The following is a 20,655-nucleotide window of genomic DNA, read 5'->3' as shown; positions in this document are numbered from 1 at the left end:
GGACTCCTCTGCTCACTGGCCCACAGCGTCCGTCGGGACACTTGAGAGGAACTTGAGACGCCCGCCGTCGGCCGCCTCGAGCACCGCGTGCACGGTGCCCGGCGTCATGAACAGCCGCTCGGCGACCTCGCGGACGCCGAGGCCGGTCGCGGTGAGGTCGAGCACCCGCCGCTCGCTGATCGACAGCCGCGGCCCGTCCCGGTGCGGCGCGTCGGCCTGACCGCGCGCCTCGAGCGCCGCGCAGACGGCGGCCTGGATCGCCTCGGCGCCCTGGGCGTGCGCGGTGTCGCTGGCGGCGCGCAGCAGCGGCAGGGCCTCGGCGTCGCCCACCTCGCGCCGCCGGCCGAGCGCGAGCCGGGCGCGGGCGAGCTCGATCGCGCACGAGGTCGGGGTGAGCAGGTCGACCGCCTCGCGCAGCGCGTCGACGTCGCGGGTGAGCTCGCCGAGGTGGCGCAGCGCGCTGCCCAGGTAGGACGGCGCCCCCCACCGGCGCAGCAGCCGGACGTCCTCCTCCAGCAGCTGCACTGCCTCCTCCGTGCGGCCGAGCCCGCGCAGCGCCAGCGCCCCCGTCGTCCGCCAGGGATGCCAGACGGGGTTGCGGATCGGCACCGGCGCCGGGATCCGCACGACCGCGGCCAGCGCCTCCTCGAACCGGCCCTCGACGACGAGCAACCGCGCCAGGGCGTGCTGCAGCAGCCGGTCGCCCTCCCCCGCGTGCGGGCCGGCGAGGCCGGCGTCGGCGGCCCTCCGCGCGGCCGCCAGGTCCCCGCGGTCGAGGTGGCAGCCGATCTCGAAGGTGCGGACGTAGGGCTCGCCGATCCCGGTGCCGCGCCACATGCGGTCCTGGTCCAGCGCCAGCCGCAGGCAGCCCAGCGCCTCGGTCAGCTCCCCCCGGCGCCACCGCCAGAAGGCCTCCCACGCGTTGACCGACAGTGCGGTGAACAGCGAGCCGCTGGCGTGGGCCATGGCGCGGGCGCGGTCCCAGAAGTCGCCGAGGTCGTCGTCGCTGAGCATGAGCGAGTTGGCCGCGATCACCCAGAACAGCCCGGTGTCGACCTCGAACAGCCGGTCGCCGGCCAGGGCGAACCGGCCCAGCCGGACGGCGCGCTCCCGGTCGGCGCCCTCGAGCGTGGTCTCGAACGCCAGCGCCGCGGCCAGCATCTGCGCGCCGGTCCCGGTCCCCTCCGGCTCCGGCTGCTCCGCCGTCCGCCAGACGTCGGGGTGCAGCCCGTGCATGTAGCCGCCCATCCGCTCGATGGCGACCAGGGCCTGCCGGGCGTCCGGGAGCTCCGCGGGCACGACCTCGGCCGCCTCCCGGGCGAACGCGGTGGCGACGCCGGGCGGGCTGGCGAACACGTGCGTCCGGGCGATCGCGATCGCCAGCTCCGTGCGGGTCCCGGGGTCCTCCTGCAGCGCGTAGGCCTGCAGCAGGTGGCCGGTGCTGGTGTCGCCCTCGAGGAGGGTCTCGGCCAGGCCCAGCTCGAGCAGCACGTCGGCCCGCGTGGCCGAGCTCGGCGGCTCGTCCAGCGCCCGGCGCAGGTAGGTGACCGCGCTGTCGGCCGCGCCGCGGTCGGCGGCGGTGCGGGCGGCGCGGCGCAGCACGGTCGCCGTCCCGTCGTCCCCGCGGGCCGGGGCGAGCAGCAGGTGGGCGGCGACCTGCTCGTCGGTGGCGCCGGCGGCCCGCAGCACGACCGCCGCCCGCTCGTGCCGCAGCCCGCGCTCCGCGGCGGGCAGGTCGCGGTACACGGCCTCGCGCACGAGCGGGTGGACGAACGCCAGCGGCTGCTCGTCCTTGACCACCTCGGCCCGGGCCAGCGCCGCGAGCGCGGCCGCGGTGTCGGACTCCGGCCGCCCGGCCAGCGCGGCCACGGCCGGCAGCGGGGCGCCGTCCCCCAGCACGGCGGCGGCGCGGGCGACGGCGGTCACGTCCGGCGGCATCCGGCGCAGCCGGACCAGCACCATGCTCGAGACGGCCCGCGAGCCGACGGCGACCACCGTGTCGGCGTGCGCCGCGTCCGGTTTCACCGCGTCGGCCTCCAGCGCCCGCAGCAGCTGGCGCAACAGCAGCGGGTTGCCCGAGGTCGTGCGGGAGCAGGCGCGGGCGAACAGCGGCGACACCGGGTCGCCGAGCCGGCGGCCGACGATGCCCGTGATCGCCTCCGGCGACAGCGGCGCCGGGCGGACGACGGCGGTCGCCGGCTCCAGCTCCAGCTCGGCGAGCAGCTCCTCCTCCTCGTGCGGCTCCCCGGTGCGGATCGTGCCGACGACGAGCACCGGGACGGCGTCGAGCCGGCGCACCAGGAAGGCCAGCCAGCGCAGCGACGCGCTGTCGCACCACTGCAGGTCGTCGACGGCGAGCAGCAGCGGCCCGGCCGCGCTCAGGTTCAGCGTCAGCCAGTACAGGCCGTGCAGGGCGGCGAACGACCCGTCCGGGGCGTCGCCGGGCGCGAGGTCGAACACGCCGCGGGCGGCCGCCGCCGCACCGCCGAGCAACCGCTCCCGGCTCTCGGCGTCGGTGAGCCGCGGCTCGAAGAGCTGGCGGACCGCGCCGAAGCCGAACGCCTTCTCCAGCTGGCTGCCGCGCGCCGAGAGCACCCGCACCGAGCGCTCCGCGGCCAGCCGCCGCGCCTCGGCGAGCAGCCGGGTCTTGCCGATGCCGGCCGGCCCCTCGACCAGCAGGAGGCCGGGCCGGCCGTCGGCGAGGTCGTCGAGGGCCGCGCGCACCGCGGCCAGCTCCCGGTCGCGGTCGACCAGGTCGTCGGCGGCGGCAGGGGCGGCCGGCCGCGGCGCGGGCGCGGGGGCCGGCCGCGCCGGAGCGCGCAGCGCCGGCGACTGGGCGAGGACCTGCTCCTCCAGCTCGCGCAGGGCCGGCCCCGGGTCGACCCCGAGCTCGTCGGCGAGGGTGCTGCGCGCCCGGCGCAGCGCGGCGAGCGCGTCGGCCTGCCGGTCGCACCGGTACAGCGCCAGGGCGAGCAGCCGCCACCGCTCCTCGCGCAGCGGCTCGTCGGCGACCATCGCCTCCATGTCCGGCACGAGCAGCCCCGACTCCCCCAGCTCGAGCCGCGCGGCCAAGAGCCGTTCGCGGGCGGTGCTGCGCAGCTCGGTCAGCCGGCTGATCTCCGCCGCGGCCCACGGCTCGTCGACGTAGTCGACCAGCGCCGGACCGCGCCACAGCCGCAGCGCCTCCGCCAGCAGCTCGGCCGCCCGCGCCGGGTCGGCGCCGGCCGCCAGCGTGAGCAGGTCCTCGAACCGCCACGCGTCCACGGCCGCGCGCGGCAGCCGCACGGCGTAGCCGGGGCCCTCGCGGACGATCACCGCCGAGCGCGTGCGCGCCGCACTGCCCGGCTCCAGCCGCCGGCGCAGGTGCGAGACGTAGGACTGCAGGGCGCCGGTGGTGTCGGCCGGGGGCCGCTCGCCCCACACCGACTCGACGATCCGGTCGGCCGGCACGATCTCGCCGCGCGCCAGCAGCAGGACGGCGAGGACGGCGCGCTGCCGGGGACCGCCCAGGTCGAGGGGTTCCCCGGCGCAGGTGGCCGTGAGCTCGCCCAGGAGGTTGATCCGCAGCCGGTCTCCGTCCACGCACCCTCCCCGTCGCGGGAAAGGTAGACGAGGGGAACCGCTTTGAGACAGGGGTTCAGCGGAGGACGTCGTAGACCAGGTGCGTGACCCGCTTGCCCTGCACGAGCGTCCGCGGGTCGCTGAAGCGCGATCGGCTGGGTGAGGCCGCCGGTGCCGAACAACGGCCGGCCGGCGCCGAGGACGGCGGGCACCAGGTTGAGCACGACCCGGTCGATCAGTTCCTGGCCGCCGATATCGCCGGCAGTCCCGGAGATGTCGCTGCCCTCTACACCGACGCGAACAGGATCGCTGTGCTCATGCGGGTGGGACGACCGGCGTCCGCTCAACTCATCGGTTCAGCACGCGGCACCCTCAGCAGGATCACCGCGGCGACCGCGGCCAGGCCGGCGGCGATCGCCGCCCCGGCGAAGACGGTGTGCAGCTGGGAGAGGATCGCCGCGTCGGTGGCCGCGTCGTAGGCGGGGCAGTCGGCCGGTGTCCGTGGGCAGAGCTCGACGGGCGAGCCGATCGCGGCGACCTCGGCGGTGAACCGGCGCAGCGCGACCGCCGTCAGCAGGGACAGGCCGACGAGCATGCCCACCGTCCGCGCGACGACGGCCAGCGCGCTGGCGCTGCCGTGCACCGCGGAGCCGGTGACCGCCAGCAGCACGGTGTTGACCGGGGCGATCGCCAGCCCGAAGCCGAGGCCCGCCGCCAGCAGCACGGCGTAGGAGGCGGCGCCGTCCAGGGACCGCTCCCCCCACTGGGTCATGACGGCGAGCGCGACCGCGGTCAGGACCATGCCGCCGGCGGCGACCAGCCGCGGCGGCACCCGCCGGCACAGCCAGCCGCCGGCCACCGCGCCCACCGGCACCGCGACCAGCAGCCGCAGCAGCACGAGCGCGGCGCCGAACTGGTCGCCCGGGGTCGTGGTGTTGCGCGCGAACAGCGGGACGTCGACCAGCGCCGCGACGAGGGCGACACCGACCAGCAGGTTGACCAGCAGCGCCCCCCAGGCGCCGGCCGGCCGCAGCGCGCGCAGGGGCAGGACCGGGTCGGGGGTGCGCCGCTCGTGCAGCACGAATCCGAGCGCGGCCAGCCCGGCGACCGGCAGGAGCAGCGGACCGTACGCGACCACCTGCGTGGCCGGGTCGGCCGCGGCGAAGGCCCACACCAGCGCGCCGAGGCCGATGACGACCAGGACGGAGCCGAGGACGTCGACCTCCCGGGCCAGCCGGGGCAGCCCGCGCAGCGGCAGGACGGCGCCCGCCGGCGCGGTGAGGCTGCGGACGACCGTCGCCGCGCCGGCGACGACAGCCACCAGCACCAGCGGGGTGGACGCCGGGACGGCGTCGACGAGCGGCACCCACAGCAGGCCGAGCGTGACGTCCTCCGCCAGAGCGGCCGGCTCGGCCAGCTGCAGCGCCAGCGCGAGCAGCGCGACGGCGGCGAGGACGAGCCCGACCGGCTCCGGCCGGCGCGCGCGGCCGGTGACCAGCGCGCCGGCGGCCAGCCCGAGCCCGAGCAGCAGGTTGAGCCAGAAGATCGCCCGCCAGTCGGCGACGGCGAGGACGGCGGCCCCGGCGAGCGGCCCGAGCACCGCACCGGCCTCCTGCACCGCGCCGACGACCCCCAGGGGCAGCGCCCGGCGCGCGGGCGGCCACCGGTCGGCGACCAGCGCGAGAGTGGCCGGCACCAGTCCCCCGGCGCCGATGCCCTGCAGGCCGCGGCCGGCGACGGCCGGGCCGAGCGTCTCGGCGGTCGCGGTCAGCAGCGAGCCGAAGGCGAACACCAGCAGGCAGCCGACCAGCACCGGCACCCTGCCGCGCAGGTCGGCCAGCCGGCCGAGCAGCGGCAGCGTGGCGGTGTAGCCGAGCAGGAAGCCGCCGATGATCGGCGTGGCCCGCTGCAGCTCGTCGATGCCCACCCCGACCCCGGTGAGGATGTCGGGCAGCGCCAGGACGACGACGTAGGTGTCGGCCGCGGTGACGAGGACGGCGAGGGTCCCGAGGACGACGACGGCGAGGCCGGGCGCCGCCGGCGCGGCCGGCTCAGCCGGTGGGCGGCGCGGTGATCTCGACATCGGCGCCGAAGTCGCTCAGGTCGAGGGTGTAGGTGCCGTCCTCGTCGGCGGTGAAGAACGGTCCGGTCAGCTCGGCCCGCCGCAGCTCGCCGCTGTCGGTGGCGATGAGGAACTGCGCCTTGACCGTCTGGCTCGGGTCCTGGCTGGTGAGCAGGTCGGCGACCAGTTGGCCGGGCAGGTCGGCGGTCACCTCCTGGACGACCTCGCCGTCCACCCGCTTGTCGTCGCCGTTCTCGGCGTTCTCGGCCTTCGCAAGCAGCTGGGAGATGCCGGTGTCGGGGTCGAGCAGGGCGCCGGGGTCGCCGAAGCCGAACGCCGCCGGGTCGATCTCGCTGTAGTTGGGCAGCAGGGGCAGCTGGGCGTAGACGGTGCCGTCGACGGAGATGACCTTGATGCCGGTCGTGCTGCCCGCGGCCTGCACCTGCAGGGTGCCCTGGAACGACGACGGCCGGAGGATGTCGCCCTCCCCGCCGACCAGCAGGGTGCCGGTGTCGGGGGCGCCGTCGCTGGTGAGGACGAAGTGCGCGCTCGGGGCGTCGTCGAGGGTCGTCTTGGCGCGGGCGAGCAGGTCCGGGGCCGACTCGTCGGACCCGCCACCGCAGGCGGTCAGGACCATCAGCGCGAGCAGCGGGGCGGCGGCACGACGCAGCAGCATGGCGACCTCCCCGTCGACCGGGGACCTCCCGGCGTACCGCGGCGGACAGTAGCGCGCGGCGCCGTTCAGACGCGGGCGCCGGACCGTGCCGCGATCCGCGCCGCGATCTTCGGCTGGTTCCTCAGCGGCAGGAACTCCAGCACCGGCGCCAGCTCGGGCAGCCGGTGCTGCTCGGTCGTGACGATGCGGAACGCCGTCCCGACGGTGACCCCGTGGTCGGGGCGCGCGACGACCTCGACGGTGTCGCCGGCACCGACGTCACCGGTCTCGAGCACGCGGAGGTAGGCGCCGGTGGCGCCGCGCGCGGTGAAGCGCTTCGCCAGGTCGGGGACGTCCCAGTACCGGGCGAAGGTCGCGCACGGCGTGCGCCAGCCGGTGACCTCGAACAGCGCCGTCCCGGCCCGCCACCGCTCGCCCAGGACCGCGCCGACCAGGTCCAGGCCGCGGGTGCGCAGGTTCTCACCGAACCGGCCGGGCGGCAGCGCGCGGTCGAGCTCGGCGGCCCACCAGTCGGCGTCCTCCTGGGCGTAGGCGTAGACCGCCTGGCCCTCGCCGCCGTGGTGCTTCCTGTTGATCTGGACGTCGCCGTCGAGGCCGAGCGGGTGGACGGCGACGCGGCCGGCGACCGGCTGCTTGTCGATGCCGCTGGGCCGGGTGGGCAGCCGGAAGAGATCGGCCCCGACGACGCAGACCGCGTCGATCCTGGCGGTCACTTCTTGGGAGGCTCGGAGGAGTTGGACAGCGCGGCGACGAACGCCTCCTGCGGGACCTCGACCCGGCCGACCATCTTCATCCGCTTCTTGCCCTCCTTCTGCTTCTCCAGCAGCTTGCGCTTGCGGGTGATGTCACCGCCGTAGCACTTGGCGAGCACGTCCTTGCGGATCGCGCGGATGGTCTCGCGGGCGATGACCCGCGAGCCGACGGCGGCCTGGATCGGCACCTCGAACTGCTGCCGCGGGATGAGCTCGCGCAGCTTGCCGGCCATCATGACGCCGTAGCTGTAGGCCTTGTCCTTGTGCACGATCGCGCTGAACGCGTCGACCGGCTCGCCCTGCAGCAGGATGTCGACCTTGACCAGCTGGGACTGCTGCTCGCCGGCCTCGGCGTAGTCCAGCGAGGCGTAGCCGCGGGTGCGGGACTTCAGCGCGTCGAAGAAGTCGAAGATGATCTCGCCGAGCGGCAGCGTGTAGCGCAGCTCGACCCGGGACTCGGACAGGTAGTCCATGCCGGACAGCGAGCCGCGGCGGCTCTGGCAGAGCTCCATGATCGTGCCGGTGTAGTCGCTGGGCGCGATGATCGTGGCGTTGACGACCGGCTCGTGGACCTCGGCGATCTTCCCGCTCGGCCAGTCGCTGGGGTTGGTCACGGTGATCTCCGTGCCGTCCTCCATGACCACCCGGTAGACGACGTTGGGCGCCGTGGAGATCAGCGAGAGCCCGCCCTCGCGCTCCAGCCGCTCGCGGACGATCTCCAGGTGCAGCAGGCCGAGGAAGCCGACGCGGAAGCCGAAGCCGAGGGCCGCCGACGTCTCCGGCTCGTAGACCAGGGCGGCGTCGTTGAGCAGCAGCTTGTCCAGGGCCTCGCGCAGCAGCGGGTACTCGCTGCCGTCGATCGGGTACAGGCCGGAGTAGACCATCGGCTTGGGGTCGCTGTAGCCGCCGATCGGCTCGGCGGCCGGCTTGCTCTGCAGGGTCACCGTGTCGCCGACGCGGGACTGGCGGACGTCCTTCACGCCGGTGATGAAGTAGCCGACCTCGCCGACGCCGAGGCTCTCGACCGGCTTGGGCTCCGGGGAGATGACGCCGATCTCGAGCAGCTCGTGCGTGGCGCCGGTGGACATCATCCTGATCCGGTCGCGGGCGGAGATCCGGCCGTCGACGACGCGGACGTAGGTGATGACGCCGCGGTAGATGTCGTAGACCGAGTCGAAGATCATCGCGCGGGCCGGGCCGGCGGCCTCGCCCGTCGGGGCGGGGATGTCGGCGACGATCTGGTCGAGCAGCTGGGGCACGCCCTCGCCGGTCTTGCCGCTGACCCGCAGGACCTCGGAGGGGTCGCAGCCGATGATGTGCGCGATCTCCTCGGCGTAGCGCTCGGGCTGCGCGGCGGGCAGGTCGATCTTGTTGAGGACCGGGATGATGTGCAGGTCGTTCTCGAGGGCCAGGTAGAGGTTGGCCAGCGTCTGCGCCTCGATGCCCTGGGCGGCGTCGACGAGCAGGACGGCGCCCTCGCACGCGGCCAGGCTTCGCGAGACCTCGTAGGTGAAGTCGACGTGCCCCGGGGTGTCGATCATGTCGAGGACGTACTCGGTGTCGCCGACCTTCCACGGCAGCCGCACGTTCTGCGCCTTGATCGTGATGCCGCGCTCGCGCTCGATGTCCATGCGGTCGAGGTACTGGGCGCGCATCTGCCGCGCCTCGATGATCCCGGTGACCTCGAGCATCCGGTCGGCCAGCGTCGACTTGCCGTGGTCGATGTGGGCGATGATGCAGAAGTTCCGGATGCGGGCCGGATCGGTGGCAGCGGGAGTCGTCACAGTGCCGCCATCGTCCCACGGCGACGGCCCGGCTTCAGCGACCGCCGTCCGGTGTGGGCCGCCGCATGATCGGCCGGGTTGGGGTCGGCCGCGCGACGCTGGTATCTTGGCAGGCCGGTCCGTGTGCGCACGTGCGCCCGGACGTTGGCAGAGGCATTCCCTTCCAGACACCGAGGCTTACGCGTGGCGAACATCAAGTCCCAGATCAAGCGGAACAAGACCAACGAGAAGGCGCGGCAGCGCAACGTCGCGGTCAAGTCCGCCCTCAAGACGGCGGTCCGGCGGTTCCGCACCGCTGCCGACGCCGGGGACGCGGCCGCGGCGGCCACCGCCCTCCAGACCGCCAGCAAGGCGCTCGACAAGGCCGCCAGCAAGGGTGTCATCCACAAGAACCAGGCCGCCAACCGCAAGTCGGGCATGGCGCAGCGGTTCGCCGGCCTGCAGGGCTGACCCCGCTCCAGATCGCAGGAGGCCCTCGTCCCGCCCGGGACGGGGGCTTCTTCGCGTTTCGGCCGGCGTTCCCCGGGATCGTCGGCGGCTACCGGCCGCGGACGGCGCGGTCCCGGCGGGTCTCGGCGCGGATCTCGACGATCCGGCGGACCGCCCGCTCCAGCGCGTAGTCGGCGCTGGCCGCGGCGCCCTTGACGTCGGCGTTGAGCTCGGCCGCGACGCCGATCGCCCGCTGCAGGCCCTCGATGCTCCAGCCCCGCGACTGCGCCTGCGCCTTCTTCACCTTCCAGGGGGGCATCTTCAGCGCCCGGGCGAGCTCGCCGGGGTTGGAGCTGCTCAGCGAGGCGACCCGGGCGGCGGTGCGGACGCCGTCGGCGATCGCGTCGGCGATGAGGACGTGCGCCACCCCGCGCTCCAGCGCCCAGCGCAGCATCTCCAGGGAGCCCTGCCGGTCGCCGACGAGCACCTTCTCGGCCACGGTGAAGCCGGTGACCTCCGCCTGGCCGCGGTGGAAGCGGGCCACGGCGTCGGCGTCGATGGCGCCGCCGAAGTCGGAGACCAGCTGGCTGGCCGCCGACGACAGCTGCCGCAGGTCGTTGCCGACCGCGTCGACCAGGGCGACCAGGGCATCGGGCGTGATCCGCCCGCCGACCCGGCGCACCTCGTTGCGGACGAACGCCGCCCGGTCGCCGGGTGAGGTGATCTTCGCGCACTCGTCGACCGCGGCGCCGGCCCCGATGAACGCCTTGAGCAGCGCCTCGTTGCGCTTGCCGCCCGCGTGGACGATCACCAGCGTCAGGTCCGGATCGGGGTCCTTGGCGTAGGCGGTGAGGGCGTCGGCCAGCGCGCCGGCCGCCTCGTGCACGCCGGTGACGACCACCAGCCGGTGCCCCCCGAACAGGGAGGGCGCGAGCACGTCGGCCAGCTGGCCGACCGGCAGTCCCGCCGCGACCAGGTCGTGCTCCTCGGCGTCGGGGTGGCGCTCGAGCACCGCGGCGCGGACGGCGGAGACCGCGCGGGCGCGCAGCAGCTCCTCCTCCCCCACCACGACCCGGAGCCGGGAGGTCGGTGCCGGAGGTGCCGCTGCCACGCCTGCATCGTGTCACGCGGGTGCGACGGTCCCCGGTCGGCGCGGGGGTCGTGGCGGGCAGACCGGGTGCCGGCGGGTGCGGGGGCGCGGCCGACGCGCCGCCCCGCGCCGCGACGCCCCACTCCTTCGCCGTCCCCGCGACCGCGAGGTCGCCCTCCCGGTCGGTGCGGTGGATCCGCATGCCGTCGCCGGCCAGCAGCCGCAGCGCCCGGGCGGTCGGGTGGCCGTAGTCGTTGTCCGCGCCGACCGAGACGAGGGCGACCCGCGCGCCGGTGGCGGCGAGGAAGTCGGGGTCGACGTCGGCGCTGCCGTGGTGCGGCACCTTGAGCACGTCGGCGTGCAGATCGACGCCGCGGGCGAGGATGCGCGCCTCCGCCTCGGCGCCGAGGTCACCGGTGAACAGCACCCGGACGCCGTGCACGGTGACGCGGGCGACCACCGAGAGGTCGTTGGCCGCCGCGTTCACCGAGGCGATGGCGGGCGGGGGCGCCAGGACCTCCAGGGCCGCGCCGCCGATCGTCCGCCGGTCCCCCGGCACGAGGGTCGTCCGCCGCGCACCGGCCCCGGCGGCGAGCCGGTCCACCGCGGCGCCCCGCTCGTCGGCGGGCGAGAGGGTCCCGGTGGCGACCACGTCGACGTTCCGCCCGGCGAGCGCGCCGGCCAGGCCCCCCGCGTGGTCGGCGTCGAGGTGCGACAGGAGCACCATCCGCAGGCGGTCGACCGCGAGCCGGTCGAGGCAGCGGTCCACCGCAGCGACGTCGGGCCCGGTGTCGACGAGCACGCCCTCCCCCGGGCCGGTCGGCACGACCAGCGCGTCGCCCTGCCCGACGTCGCAGGCGACGACGACGGTGTCCTCCGGCGGCCAGCCGCGGACCGCCTGACGCAGCGGCCAGCCGAGCGCGACGAGCCCCACGACGGCCGCCAGCGCCACCGGCCGGAGCCGGGGAAAGCGCCAGAGCAGGACGCCGAGGACCAGGAGCAGGACGCTGAGCTCGATCGCCCCGGCGGTGCCGACCGTCCACCCCGCGACGGCGTCGGGCAGCGCGGCGCCGCGTTCGGCCACGAGCACCAGCCAGCGGACCGGCCAGCCGGCCAGCCAGACGAGCACGTCGGCAGCGGGCGCACTCAGCGGCGACACCACCGCGGCCAGCAGGCCCAGCACCGTCGCGGGTGCCACCGCCGGCGCGGCGAGCAGGTTCGCCGGCAGCGAGACGAGGCTGATCTGGCCGCTGAGACCGGCGATCACCGGCGCGGTGGCCAGGCCTGCGGCCGCGCTGACCGCCAGTGCGTCGGCGACCGGGGTCGGGCACCCCCGCCGGCGCAGCGACCGCGACCACCGCGGAGCCAGCAGCACGATGGCGGCGGTCGCGGCCACGGAGAGGGCGAACCCGCCGTCGGCGGCGAGGGCGGGCTCGACGAGCAGCAGCACCAGCACGCTGGCGCACAGCGCCGGGACCGCGACCCGCTCCCGCCCCGACGCGAGCGCGACCAGCGTGACCGCACCCATGACGGCCGCACGCAGGACGCTCGCGCTCGGCCCCGCCAGCACCACGAAGCCGGCCAGCGCGCCCCCGGCCACCAGCGCCTGGACCCGGCGGTCGACCGCCCGCCGGCGCAGCGGCCACAGCACCCCGGCCACGACGATCGCCACGTTCGCACCGGAGACGGCGGTGAGATGGGACAGGCCCGTGCGCCGGAAGTCCTCGGTCAGCACCGGGTCCATCGCGCTGGTGTCGCCCACGACGAGCCCCGGCAGCAGCCCGCCGGCCCCCGGCCCGAGGACGCGGGACGCGGACCCGGCCAGCCCCTCCCGCAGTGCGTGCGCGACCCGCTGCGGCCACCCCGGCGCGCCCACCGGGGCCGGCGGGCCCCGAGCGGACAGGACCGCCACGAGGTGGCCGTCGAGCGGCATCGACACCGCCGCCCGGACGCGCACCGGCTGCCCCGGGGGGACCTCGCCCCAGGTGTCCGCGGGCGCGAAGAGCAGCACGTGGTCCCGCACCCGGATCTCGCCACCGCTGAGACTCGCTTCCGTCACCGTCGCGTCGGCGACGACCCGCGGCGGCCCGGCGCCGGTCAGCCGGCGCGGCAGGTCGCGCAGCTGCAGCTCCACCTCCACGGTGCGGCTGTGCTCCGCCGCCGCACGCAGGGGCGAGGCGTCGCGGGCCAGCCCCCGGACCGCCGCGGCCGCCGTCCCCAGGGCGAGGGCCGCGAGCACGCCGAACACGACGAGCACGGCCGCCGTCCGCCGCCGGACCAGGAACAGCGGCAGACCGGCCGAAGCCGCCGCCACGACGGCCAGCACGCCCGGCGGCAGGCCGGGAGCGGCGAGGGCGGTCAGCCAGGAGGTGATCGCGGCGGGCGCCAGGCGCAGGTCGATCCAGGTCCAGCGAGCCGGCGCGCTCACACGGTCACCAGGTCCTTGAGCTGCGCGTAGATGGACGGCCCGATCCCCGGGACGTCGTCCAGCTGCTCGACGGTGGTGAAGCTGCCCTGCTGGTCCCGGTAGGTGATGATCCGCTGGGCGAGGACCGGGCCGATGCCCGGAAGGGCGTCGAGGTCCGCCTCGGTGGCGGTGTTGAGGTTCAGCGGCCCACCGGCCGGCCCCGCGGCCGCCGAGCCCGTGGCCGCCGGGCCCGTGCCGGCCCCGGGCACGCCGACCGCGATCTGCTGGCCGTCGGTGACCGTGGCGGCCAGGTTCACCGACGCGGGATCCGCCTCAGGGAGGAAGCCGCCGGCCGCCTCCACGGCGTCGGCGACCCGCGCTCCGGTGGGCAGGGTGACCAGACCCGGGCGGGCGACGAGGCCGACGACGGAGACGACGACGGTCGAGGCGGTCTCGGCCGCCTCCCCGACCGCGGGGGACGCGGGCGAGGAGGTGACGGCCTCCGTCCCGGCGGGCTCCACCGGCTCCACCCGCGGCCGGTCCACCCACGTCCAGCCGACCAGCAGCAGCGCGGCGAGCACGCCGGCGATCCAGAGCGACCGGGCACCCCGGCGTCCGGGGTCCAGCCGCACCGCGGCGTCGGGGGCGCGGTGCCGCCCGAAGCCGTTCGGGAGCCCGACGTCGTCGGCGTCCTCGGGTTCCCGGTCACGGAAGGACGTCTCCTCCCGCGGGTCGTCGAAGCCGCCGGAGTCGTCGGGGTCGTCGGGGTCGTCGGGGACCCAGCCCCCTGCGCGCGGGCCCTCGTCCAGGAGGACGCGCAGCCGCGCACGGATCACATCGGCGTCGTCGGAGCGGCGGGAGGAGAGGCGCACCGGCGCGACGCTAGGGAGCCCCGTGGCGGGCGGAGGCGGTGACGGATCAGCTGTGGACGAGGCCCTGGGCTGTGGACGACGGACGACGCGACCACCGGGCCGGGGTGCAGGGTGCCCCGCATGCCCACCACCCCGACCTCACGCCGTCGGCGGCTCCGCGCCGGGCTCGCCGCCCTGATCAGGTGGTTCCGGCAGCCCGCGATCGGCGGGCGCCGGAACCACCACGACGCCCACGGCGCCCGGCCCCACGTGCGCGCCGATCGCGGCGCCGAGCTCGCTGACGTAGAGCTCGCGGAGCTTCGGCAGCCGCTCCCGCAGCTCCGCGGCCAGCCGCTCGGCCCGCTCGGGGGCCGCCAGGTGGTGCACGGCGACGGAGGCCGGACCGTCACCGGCCGCCTCCACGGCCCGCTGCACCAGCCGGTTGAACGCGCGCCCGGAGGTGCGCACCTTCTCCAGCGGCACCACTTTGCCGTCGACGACGTGCAGGACCGGCTTGACGGCGAGGGCGGAGCCGAGCACGGCCGCCGCGGCGCCGATCCGCCCACCCCGGCGCAGGTGCTCCAGCGTGTCGACGACGAACAGCGTGCGGGTCGCGGCGGCGGTCTCCCGGGCGGCGCCCGCGACCGCGCCGGCGTCGGCCCCCTCGGCCGCCGCCCGCGCCGCGGCCAGCACGGCGAACCCGCACGCCATCGCGGTGGCCCGGGAGTCGATCACGGTCACGATGTGCTCGCCGATCTGCGCGGCGGCCAGCCGGGCGGCGTCCGAGGTGCCGGAGAGCTCGGCGGAGAGGTGGATCGACACGATGCGCTCGGCGCCCTGGCTCAGGCAGTGCCGGTAGGCCGCGACGAAGTCACCCGGCGTGGGACGCGACGTCGAGACCTGCTGGCCGCGCGCGGCCATCACCTGGGCGACGTCCTGCGGGCCGATGTCGCGGCCCTCGCGGCCCGATCGCCCCGGCAGCACGACGTAGAGCGGCACGACCGCGATGCCGAACTCGTCGACCAGCGCGGCCGGCAGGTATGCCGTCGAGTCGGTGACGACGGCGACGGACACCGGCCGAGGCTAGCCCGCGCCGGCCGGATCCCCACACGCCCCGACCGCGGGAAGGCGCCCGTCCGGGTTACAGGACGGCGTCGGCGTCGGACCCGCCGGTCGGCGCCGCTTCCTCGGGGGTCGCCCCCACGCGCGGCTGCGCCGCCCCGTCCGGGAAGGGCGGCCCGCCCCCCTCGACCGGCTGCGGCACCCAGCTGTTGTGCCGGGTCACCCGCCACCCGCGGCCCTGGAACCGCAGCTCGCTCCACGCGCAGTTGGCGAGCGGGCCGAACACGCGGCGGTGCTCGGAGCCCAGCCCGAGCAGGGCCTCGATCGTGCGGCCGGCGGTGCCCCCGTGGGTCACCACGACGGCGACCGCCGCCTCGGGCAGGTCGGCGAGGGCGGCCAGCGCGCGCCCGGCCACCTGGGCGGCCTCCTCGCCGTTGCGCCCCTGGACCGGCCGGCCGGCCTGCCAGTCGGCGTACTGGTCGGGATAGCGCTCGGCCACCTCGTCGCGGGTCAGGCCCTCCCAGCAGCCCAGCCCGTGCTCCCGCAGCCGAGGGTCCAGCAGCAGGTGGACGCCGAGCAGCTCCACGAGCGGCCCGGCGGTCTCCACGGCCCGGCTGAGGTCGCTGGAGACGACGACCGTCTCGCCGGCCGGCAGCCCGGCGGCCAGATAGGGCGCGACGCGCGCGGCCTGCCGGCGGCCCTCGTCGTCGAGCGGCGGGTCGAGCTGGCCCTGGAAGCGCCCGGCCGCGTTCCACTCGGTCCGGCCGTGCCGCCAGAGGACCAGGCGGGGCACCGGCAGGGCGGTGGCGTCCGCGGTCACCGCTCGGTCGGGTCCGGGGACGGCGGCGGAGCAAGGGGCGTCGGGTCGGCGCTCGCGGGGTCGACGTCGTCGACGGAGAGCGTCTCGTGGGCGCCGTCGCCGCGGGGAGCCGTGCCGCCGGTCTCCTCGCCGGCGGCGTGCCGGGCGGCGTCGCGGTCGACGAAGGGGATGGTCGGGCAGTCCTTCCACAACCGCTCGAGGGCGTAGTAGGCGCGCTCCTCCGCGTGCTGGACATGCACGACCACGTCCACGAAGTCGAGCAGCACCCAGCGGGACTCGTTGACACCCTCGCGGCGGACCGGCTTGATGCCCTGCCGGCGCAGGCGGTCCTCCACCTCGTCGACGATGGCCTGCACCTGCCGCTCGTTGGGCGCCGAGGCGAGGACGAACGCGTCGGTGATGGCCAGCCGGTCGCTCACGTCGACGATGGAGACGTCGGTGGCGAGCTTGTCGGCGGCCGCCTGGGCGGCGACCAACGCGGTCTCACGCGCCTCGGTGGAGGCGGTCATCGGGGCACCTCGTGTACGTGGGAGGACGGTGGTTCGGCGGACGGCGGTCGGGACGAGCCTCCGTTGTCGGGTGCCCGGATCGGGGCGCCGGTGTCCGGCGGCGGGCGGTCGTAGGTGGGCCGGTCGCCGGCGGGCCGGCCGTCCGACGCGGGACCGCCGGACCGGCGGGGTCGCCGGTCCTCGCGGTACAGGCCGCGCTTCTCGATGTACTGGACCACGCCGTCGGGGACGAGGTACCAGACCGGCATCCCGCGGGCGACGCGGTCCCGGCAGTCGGTCGAGCTGATCGCCAGCGCCGGCACCTCCACCAGGCTGACCACGCCCTCGGGGAGGTGCGCGTCGGCGAGCGTGAAGCCGGGGCGGGTCACGCCGATGAAGTGCGCCAGCGCGAAGCACTTCTCGCTGTCCCGCCAGCTGAGGATCTGGGAGAGCGCGTCGGCGCCGGTGATGAAGAACAGCTCGGAGTCCGGCCGCTGGACCTTGAGGTCGGTGAGCGTGTCGATCGTGTACGTCGGACCGCCGCGGTCGATGTCGACCCGGCTGACGGAGAACCGGGGGTTGGAGGCCGTCGCGATGACCGTCATCAGGTACCGGTCCTCGGCCGGGGCGACCTCGCGCTCGCTCTTCTGCCACGGCTGGCCGGTCGGCACGAACACGACCTCGTCCAGTCCGAACAGGCCCGCGACCTCACTGGCGGCGACGAGGTGACCGTGATGGATGGGATCGAACGTCCCGCCCATGACGCCGACCCGCCTGCTGACCACCGATCGAGCGTATCGGGTGCCCGGCGGAGGCGGCCCGCTCGGGACCGGCCGGGGGCGGCCCCGGCGCCCCCGGCGGCCAGGGGGCGCCGGGTCGCCTGCGACCGGCTCCCCCGTGCCGCCGGTCGCCGCCGGCCCGGCGGGTGCCCGGACCGGACCCGGTGCCGCGCATGGAGCAACGGCGCCGCCCTGTCCAACGGCGACGGGGCCGTTCGGTTACGACCCGCCGTGCCCACCGGTGCTCGACGTCGCCGGGGAACGGGGCCGGTCGACGCCCCGGCTCAGAGGGTGGTGACGAACTCCGCCAGCTGGGCCGCGTTGCGGCACTCCACCATGTCGATGACCTCGCGGTACTGGTCGGCGGCGGAGTCGCCGCTCCCCCACAGCCGCTCCGGCTCGGGATTGAGCCAGTGCGCCGACCGGCAGCGCCTGACCATCTCGCCCAGCACCGGCAGCCCGGGCCGGCGGTAGTTCGTGCGCCCGTCCCCGAGCACCAGCAGCGACGACTTCGGTCCCAGCGCCGAGGGCCACCGGTCGGTGAACACCTCGAACGCGTTGCCGTAGTCGCTGTGCCCGTCGAAGGAGACGACGTCGGCCTCCCGGCCGATGCGCGCCACCGCGTCCGCGACGTCGGCGCCCGGCCGGAAGAAGCGGGTCACCTCGTCGGTGGAGTCCACGAACGCGAAGGCCCGGACGCCGGTGAAGTGCTCGCGCAGGGCCTGGGTGAGCATCAGCGTGAAGTGGCTGAACCCGGCCACCGACCCCGAGACGTCGCAGAGCACCACGAGTTCGGGCTTGTGCACCTTGCGCGGCCGGTGGTGGGTCACCACCGGCACGCCGCCGGTGCCGAGGGAGGCCCGCACCGTCTTGCGGAAGTCCAGCCGGCCCTCGCGGCCGTGCCGGCGGCGCGCGGAGAGGCGCACCGCCAGCCGCCGGGCCAGCGGCGCCACCGTGCGGCGCAGTTCCGCCAGGTCCGCGGCCTGGGCCCGCAGGAAGTCGACCTGGTCGGCCAGCGGCTTCACCGCGCTCTTGGCCACCCGGTCGCGGCCGCGCTGCTCCGCCGAGCGCCGCCGCACCTCCGCCTCCACCGCCGCCCGGAACGCGGCCAGCCGCTCGCGGATCGTCTGCCGGGCCACCTGCTCGGCCAGCCCGCCCTTCTCCCCGCCGCCCAGCAGGCCCGCGAGCAGCTGCGAGACGAGCGTGTCCGGCGAGAGCGCGCGCATCACCCGGTAGCTGAAGAACGACTGCCCCGACGGCGAGGCCTGCCCCTGCCCGAGGAGCTCCACCGCCTGGCGGGCGAACCGGCGCAGCGCCTCGTCGTCCCCGTCGAGCAGCAGCTGCAGCAGCTGCGCCCGCATCAGCTCGGCCAGCTGGCCCGGGTCCATGTCCGGCAGGTCGAGCGTGGACCCGCCGGCGCCGTCGCCGTCGTCGTCCTCACCGTCGGACGGCGCAGCCGGGCGGTCCCCCAGTGGCCACCACAGGTCGAACAGCACGTCGTAGGCCGGTCGCTGCGCGGCCCGCTGCAGCAGCACGGCCGCCAGGCCGTGGCGCAGCTGCTCGCGGTCGAGCAGGTCGACCACGGTGAGGATCTCCGCCGCGTCGACCGCCTGGCTGATCCCGACCGGGATCCCGGCCTCGCGCACGGCCCGGACGAAGCCGTCCAGGTGCCCGGCCAGGCCGCCCGGCTCCACGGCGGTGGACGGCGCGGTCATCAGTTCAGCCGCAGCTCGGCCGCGGCCCGCTCCTGGTCGCTGGCGTGCTTGAGCACCACGCCCAGCGTCGACTTCACCGCGCCCTCGTCGAGGGTGTCCAGCCCGAGCTCGAGCAGCGTCTGCGCCCAGTCGAGGGTCTCGGAGATCGACGGCGACTTCTTCAGCTCCAGCGCGCGCAGCGCCCGGATCGTCCGCACCAGCTGCTCGGCCAGGCCGGGCGCGAGGTCGGGCACCCGGGAGAGCACGATCTCGCGCTCCCGCTCGGCGGAGGGGTAGTCCAGCGCCAGGTACAGGCAGCGCCGCTTGAGCGCCTCCGACAGCTCGCGGGTCGCGTTCGAGGTGAGGACGACGGTCGGCCGGCGGGCCGCGGTCACGGTGCCGAGCTCCGGGATCGTCACCTGGAAGTCGCTGAGCACCTCGAGCAGCAGGCCCTCCACCTCGACGTCGGCCTTGTCGGTCTCGTCGATGAGCAGCACGGTCGGCTCGCTGCGCCGGATGGCGGTGAGCAACGGCCGGGAGAGCAGGAACTCCTCGCCGAAGATGTCGTCGTGGACGGTGTCCCAGTCCGCGCCGTCCGTGCCCTGCGCCGCCTGGATGCGCAGCAGCTGCTTCTTGTAGTTCCACTCGTACAGCGCCCGGGCCTCATCGAGGCCCTCGTAGCACTGCAGCCGGATCAGCTCCGAGCCGGTCGCCGTCGCCAGCGCCTTGGCCAGCTCTGTCTTGCCGGTGCCCGCGGGGCCCTCGACGAGCAGCGGCTTGCCCAGCCGGTCGGCGAGGAAGACCGTCGTGGCGATCTGCGCGTCGGGCAGGTAGCCGGCCGTCGACAGCCGCTTGCTGACGTCGGCGACCGAGGAGAACTGGGGCGACTGGGTGGGCGGGAGGGGCAAGACAGATCTCCTAGCGCACGTGGCCGTTGCCGGTCACGACGTACGTGGTCGAGGTGAGCTCCGGCAGCCCCAGCGGCCCCCGGGCGTGCAGCTTCTGCGTGGAGATGCCGATCTCGGCGCCGAACCCGAACTCGCCGCCGTCGGTGAACCGGGTGGACGCGTTCACCATCACCGCGGCGGAGTCGACCCCGGCGGTGAAGTCGGCGATGGCGCGTGCCGAGTCGGCCACGATCGCCTCGGTGTGCCCGCTGCTCCAGCGCGCGATGTGGTCCAGCGCGGCCGGCAGGTCGTCGACCACCCGCACGGCCATGTCCATCGACAGGTACTCGGTCGCCCAGTCCTCGTCGGTCGCGGGCAGGACGGCGGGGTGCGCGGCCCGGGCCGCGTCGTCGCCGTGCAGCGTCACGCCCGCGTCGGCCAGCGCCGAGAGCAGCCGCGGCAGGAACGGCACGTCGCGGTGCACCAGCAGCGTCTCGGCGGCGTTGCAGACGCTCACCCGGTGGGTCTTGGCGTTCAGCACGATCGCCTCGGCCACGCCTGCGTCGGCGGAGGCGTCGACGTAGACGTGGCAGTTGCCCTCGCCGGTCTCGATCACCGGCACCTTCGCCTCGTTCACCACCCGCTGGATCAGCGACCCGCCGCCGCGCGGGATGACGACGTCGACGAACCCGCGGGCGCCGAGCAGCTCGCCCACCGAGGCGCGGTCGGCCGGCAGCAGCTCGATCGAGCCCTCGGGCAGCCCCGCCTTCGCCGCCGCCTCGGTCATCACCGCCACCAGCACCGTGTTCGTGCGGAACGCCGACGCCGAGCCGCGCAGCAGCGCCGCGTTGCCGCTCTTGAGGCACAGCCCCGCGGCGTCGACCGTCACGTTGGGCCGGGCCTCGTACACGATCCCGACCACGCCCAGCGGCACGCGCACCTGCCGCAGCTGCAGCCCGTTGGGCAGCGTCGACCCGCGGACGACGTCGCCCACCGGGTCGGGCAGCGCGATCAGGGTGCGCAGCGCGTCGGCGACCCCGGCGATCCGGCCGGCGTCCAGGCGCAGCCGGTCGATGATCGCCTCGGGCGTCCCGTCGGCGCGGGCGGCGTCGACGTCGAGGGCGTTGGCGGCCAGGATCTCGTCGGTCCGCTCGACGAGCGCGTCGGCCATCGCGGCCAGTGCGCCGTCCTTGACGTCGGTGGGCAGCGTGCGCAGCACACGGGCGGCCGCCCGCGCACGCAGCGCGGCGGCACCGATCAGCGGCAGGTCGGTGGCGTCGGACACGCCCGCGAGGGTACGCGGCGGGTAAAGA

Annotated in this window: 15 protein-coding genes and 1 pseudogene; 1 reads left to right on the top strand and 15 read right to left on the bottom strand. The window is 75.9% G+C overall.

Annotation, left to right across the window (positions count from 1 at the left end; translation table 11 throughout):
* Window positions 1–12: 12 nt before the first annotated feature.
* From AB3388_RS07760 to lepA, 5 genes are all read right to left on the bottom strand, one after another.
* A complete protein-coding gene (locus AB3388_RS07760) occupies window positions 13–3,582 on the bottom strand; it encodes an ATP-binding protein (protein WP_495410184.1) in 3,570 nt (1,189 codons plus the stop codon).
* Window positions 3,583–3,904: 322 nt separating this feature from the next.
* Window positions 3,905–5,644, bottom strand: coding sequence for an MFS transporter (locus tag AB3388_RS07755; protein ID WP_495410183.1), 1,740 nt, complete (start codon window positions 5,642–5,644; stop codon window positions 3,905–3,907).
* A complete protein-coding gene (locus AB3388_RS07750; RefSeq protein WP_495410182.1) occupies window positions 5,613–6,299 on the bottom strand; it encodes an LppX_LprAFG lipoprotein in 687 nt (228 codons plus the stop codon). The genes AB3388_RS07755 and AB3388_RS07750 overlap by 32 nt, the downstream gene beginning before the upstream one ends.
* Before the next feature lie 65 nt (window positions 6,300–6,364).
* Complete coding sequence (locus AB3388_RS07745) at window positions 6,365–7,012, bottom strand: MOSC domain-containing protein (RefSeq protein ID WP_495410181.1); 648 nt, start codon at window positions 7,010–7,012, stop codon at window positions 6,365–6,367.
* Window positions 7,009–8,835, bottom strand: a complete 1,827-nt coding sequence (gene lepA, locus AB3388_RS07740; RefSeq protein WP_495410180.1) for a translation elongation factor 4 — start codon at window positions 8,833–8,835, stop codon at window positions 7,009–7,011. Before lepA ends, AB3388_RS07745 begins: the two co-directional genes overlap by 4 nt.
* Before the next feature lie 183 nt (window positions 8,836–9,018).
* Here lepA and rpsT point away from each other — a divergent pair, with 183 nt between their 5' ends.
* Window positions 9,019–9,285: a 30S ribosomal protein S20 gene (rpsT, locus tag AB3388_RS07735; RefSeq protein WP_495410179.1), complete on the top strand. Its 267-nt coding sequence runs from the start codon at window positions 9,019–9,021 to the stop codon at window positions 9,283–9,285.
* An 88-nt stretch (window positions 9,286–9,373) separates the two neighbouring features.
* Here rpsT and holA read toward each other — a convergent pair whose 3' ends face one another.
* From holA to AB3388_RS07685, 10 genes and pseudogenes are all read right to left on the bottom strand, one after another.
* On the bottom strand, window positions 9,374–10,375 hold the full coding sequence (holA, locus tag AB3388_RS07730; protein WP_495410178.1) for a DNA polymerase III subunit delta: 1,002 nt from the start codon (window positions 10,373–10,375) through the stop codon (window positions 9,374–9,376).
* Window positions 10,376–10,736: 361 nt separating this feature from the next.
* Window positions 10,737–12,668: pseudogene (locus AB3388_RS07725) on the bottom strand (ComEC/Rec2 family competence protein); the annotation flags it as partial.
* A gap of 110 nt (window positions 12,669–12,778) precedes the next feature.
* A complete protein-coding gene (locus tag AB3388_RS07720; RefSeq protein WP_495410177.1) occupies window positions 12,779–13,633 on the bottom strand; it encodes a helix-hairpin-helix domain-containing protein in 855 nt (284 codons plus the stop codon).
* Window positions 13,634–13,771: 138 nt separating this feature from the next.
* Window positions 13,772–14,686 (bottom strand): DegV family protein, encoded by a 915-nt coding sequence (locus AB3388_RS07715; protein ID WP_495410176.1) that lies wholly within the window; start codon window positions 14,684–14,686, stop codon window positions 13,772–13,774.
* Window positions 14,687–14,753: 67 nt separating this feature from the next.
* Window positions 14,754–15,494 (bottom strand): histidine phosphatase family protein, encoded by a 741-nt coding sequence (locus AB3388_RS07710; protein WP_495410175.1) that lies wholly within the window; start codon window positions 15,492–15,494, stop codon window positions 14,754–14,756.
* Window positions 15,491–16,003 (bottom strand): ribosome silencing factor, encoded by a 513-nt coding sequence (gene rsfS / locus AB3388_RS07705; protein ID WP_495410174.1) that lies wholly within the window; start codon window positions 16,001–16,003, stop codon window positions 15,491–15,493. Before rsfS ends, AB3388_RS07710 begins: the two co-directional genes overlap by 4 nt.
* Entirely contained in the window at window positions 16,000–16,767 is a 768-nt protein-coding gene (gene nadD / locus AB3388_RS07700; protein ID WP_495410173.1) for a nicotinate-nucleotide adenylyltransferase, read from the bottom strand. Before nadD ends, rsfS begins: the two co-directional genes overlap by 4 nt.
* Before the next feature lie 278 nt (window positions 16,768–17,045).
* Window positions 17,046–18,476 (bottom strand): vWA domain-containing protein, encoded by a 1,431-nt coding sequence (locus AB3388_RS07695; protein ID WP_495410172.1) that lies wholly within the window; start codon window positions 18,474–18,476, stop codon window positions 17,046–17,048.
* Window positions 18,476–19,363: an AAA family ATPase gene (locus tag AB3388_RS07690; protein WP_495410171.1), complete on the bottom strand. Its 888-nt coding sequence runs from the start codon at window positions 19,361–19,363 to the stop codon at window positions 18,476–18,478. Before AB3388_RS07690 ends, AB3388_RS07695 begins: the two co-directional genes overlap by 1 nt.
* Window positions 19,364–19,373: 10 nt before the next feature.
* Entirely contained in the window at window positions 19,374–20,627 is a 1,254-nt protein-coding gene (locus AB3388_RS07685; RefSeq protein ID WP_495410170.1) for a glutamate-5-semialdehyde dehydrogenase, read from the bottom strand.
* Window positions 20,628–20,655: the final 28 nt, after the last annotated feature.

It is taken from the genome of Geodermatophilus sp. SMS 5-13 (genome assembly GCF_059428245.1).
Note: the sequence above shows the minus strand (reverse complement) of the source record. Positions and strands in the feature narration are given on the sequence as shown.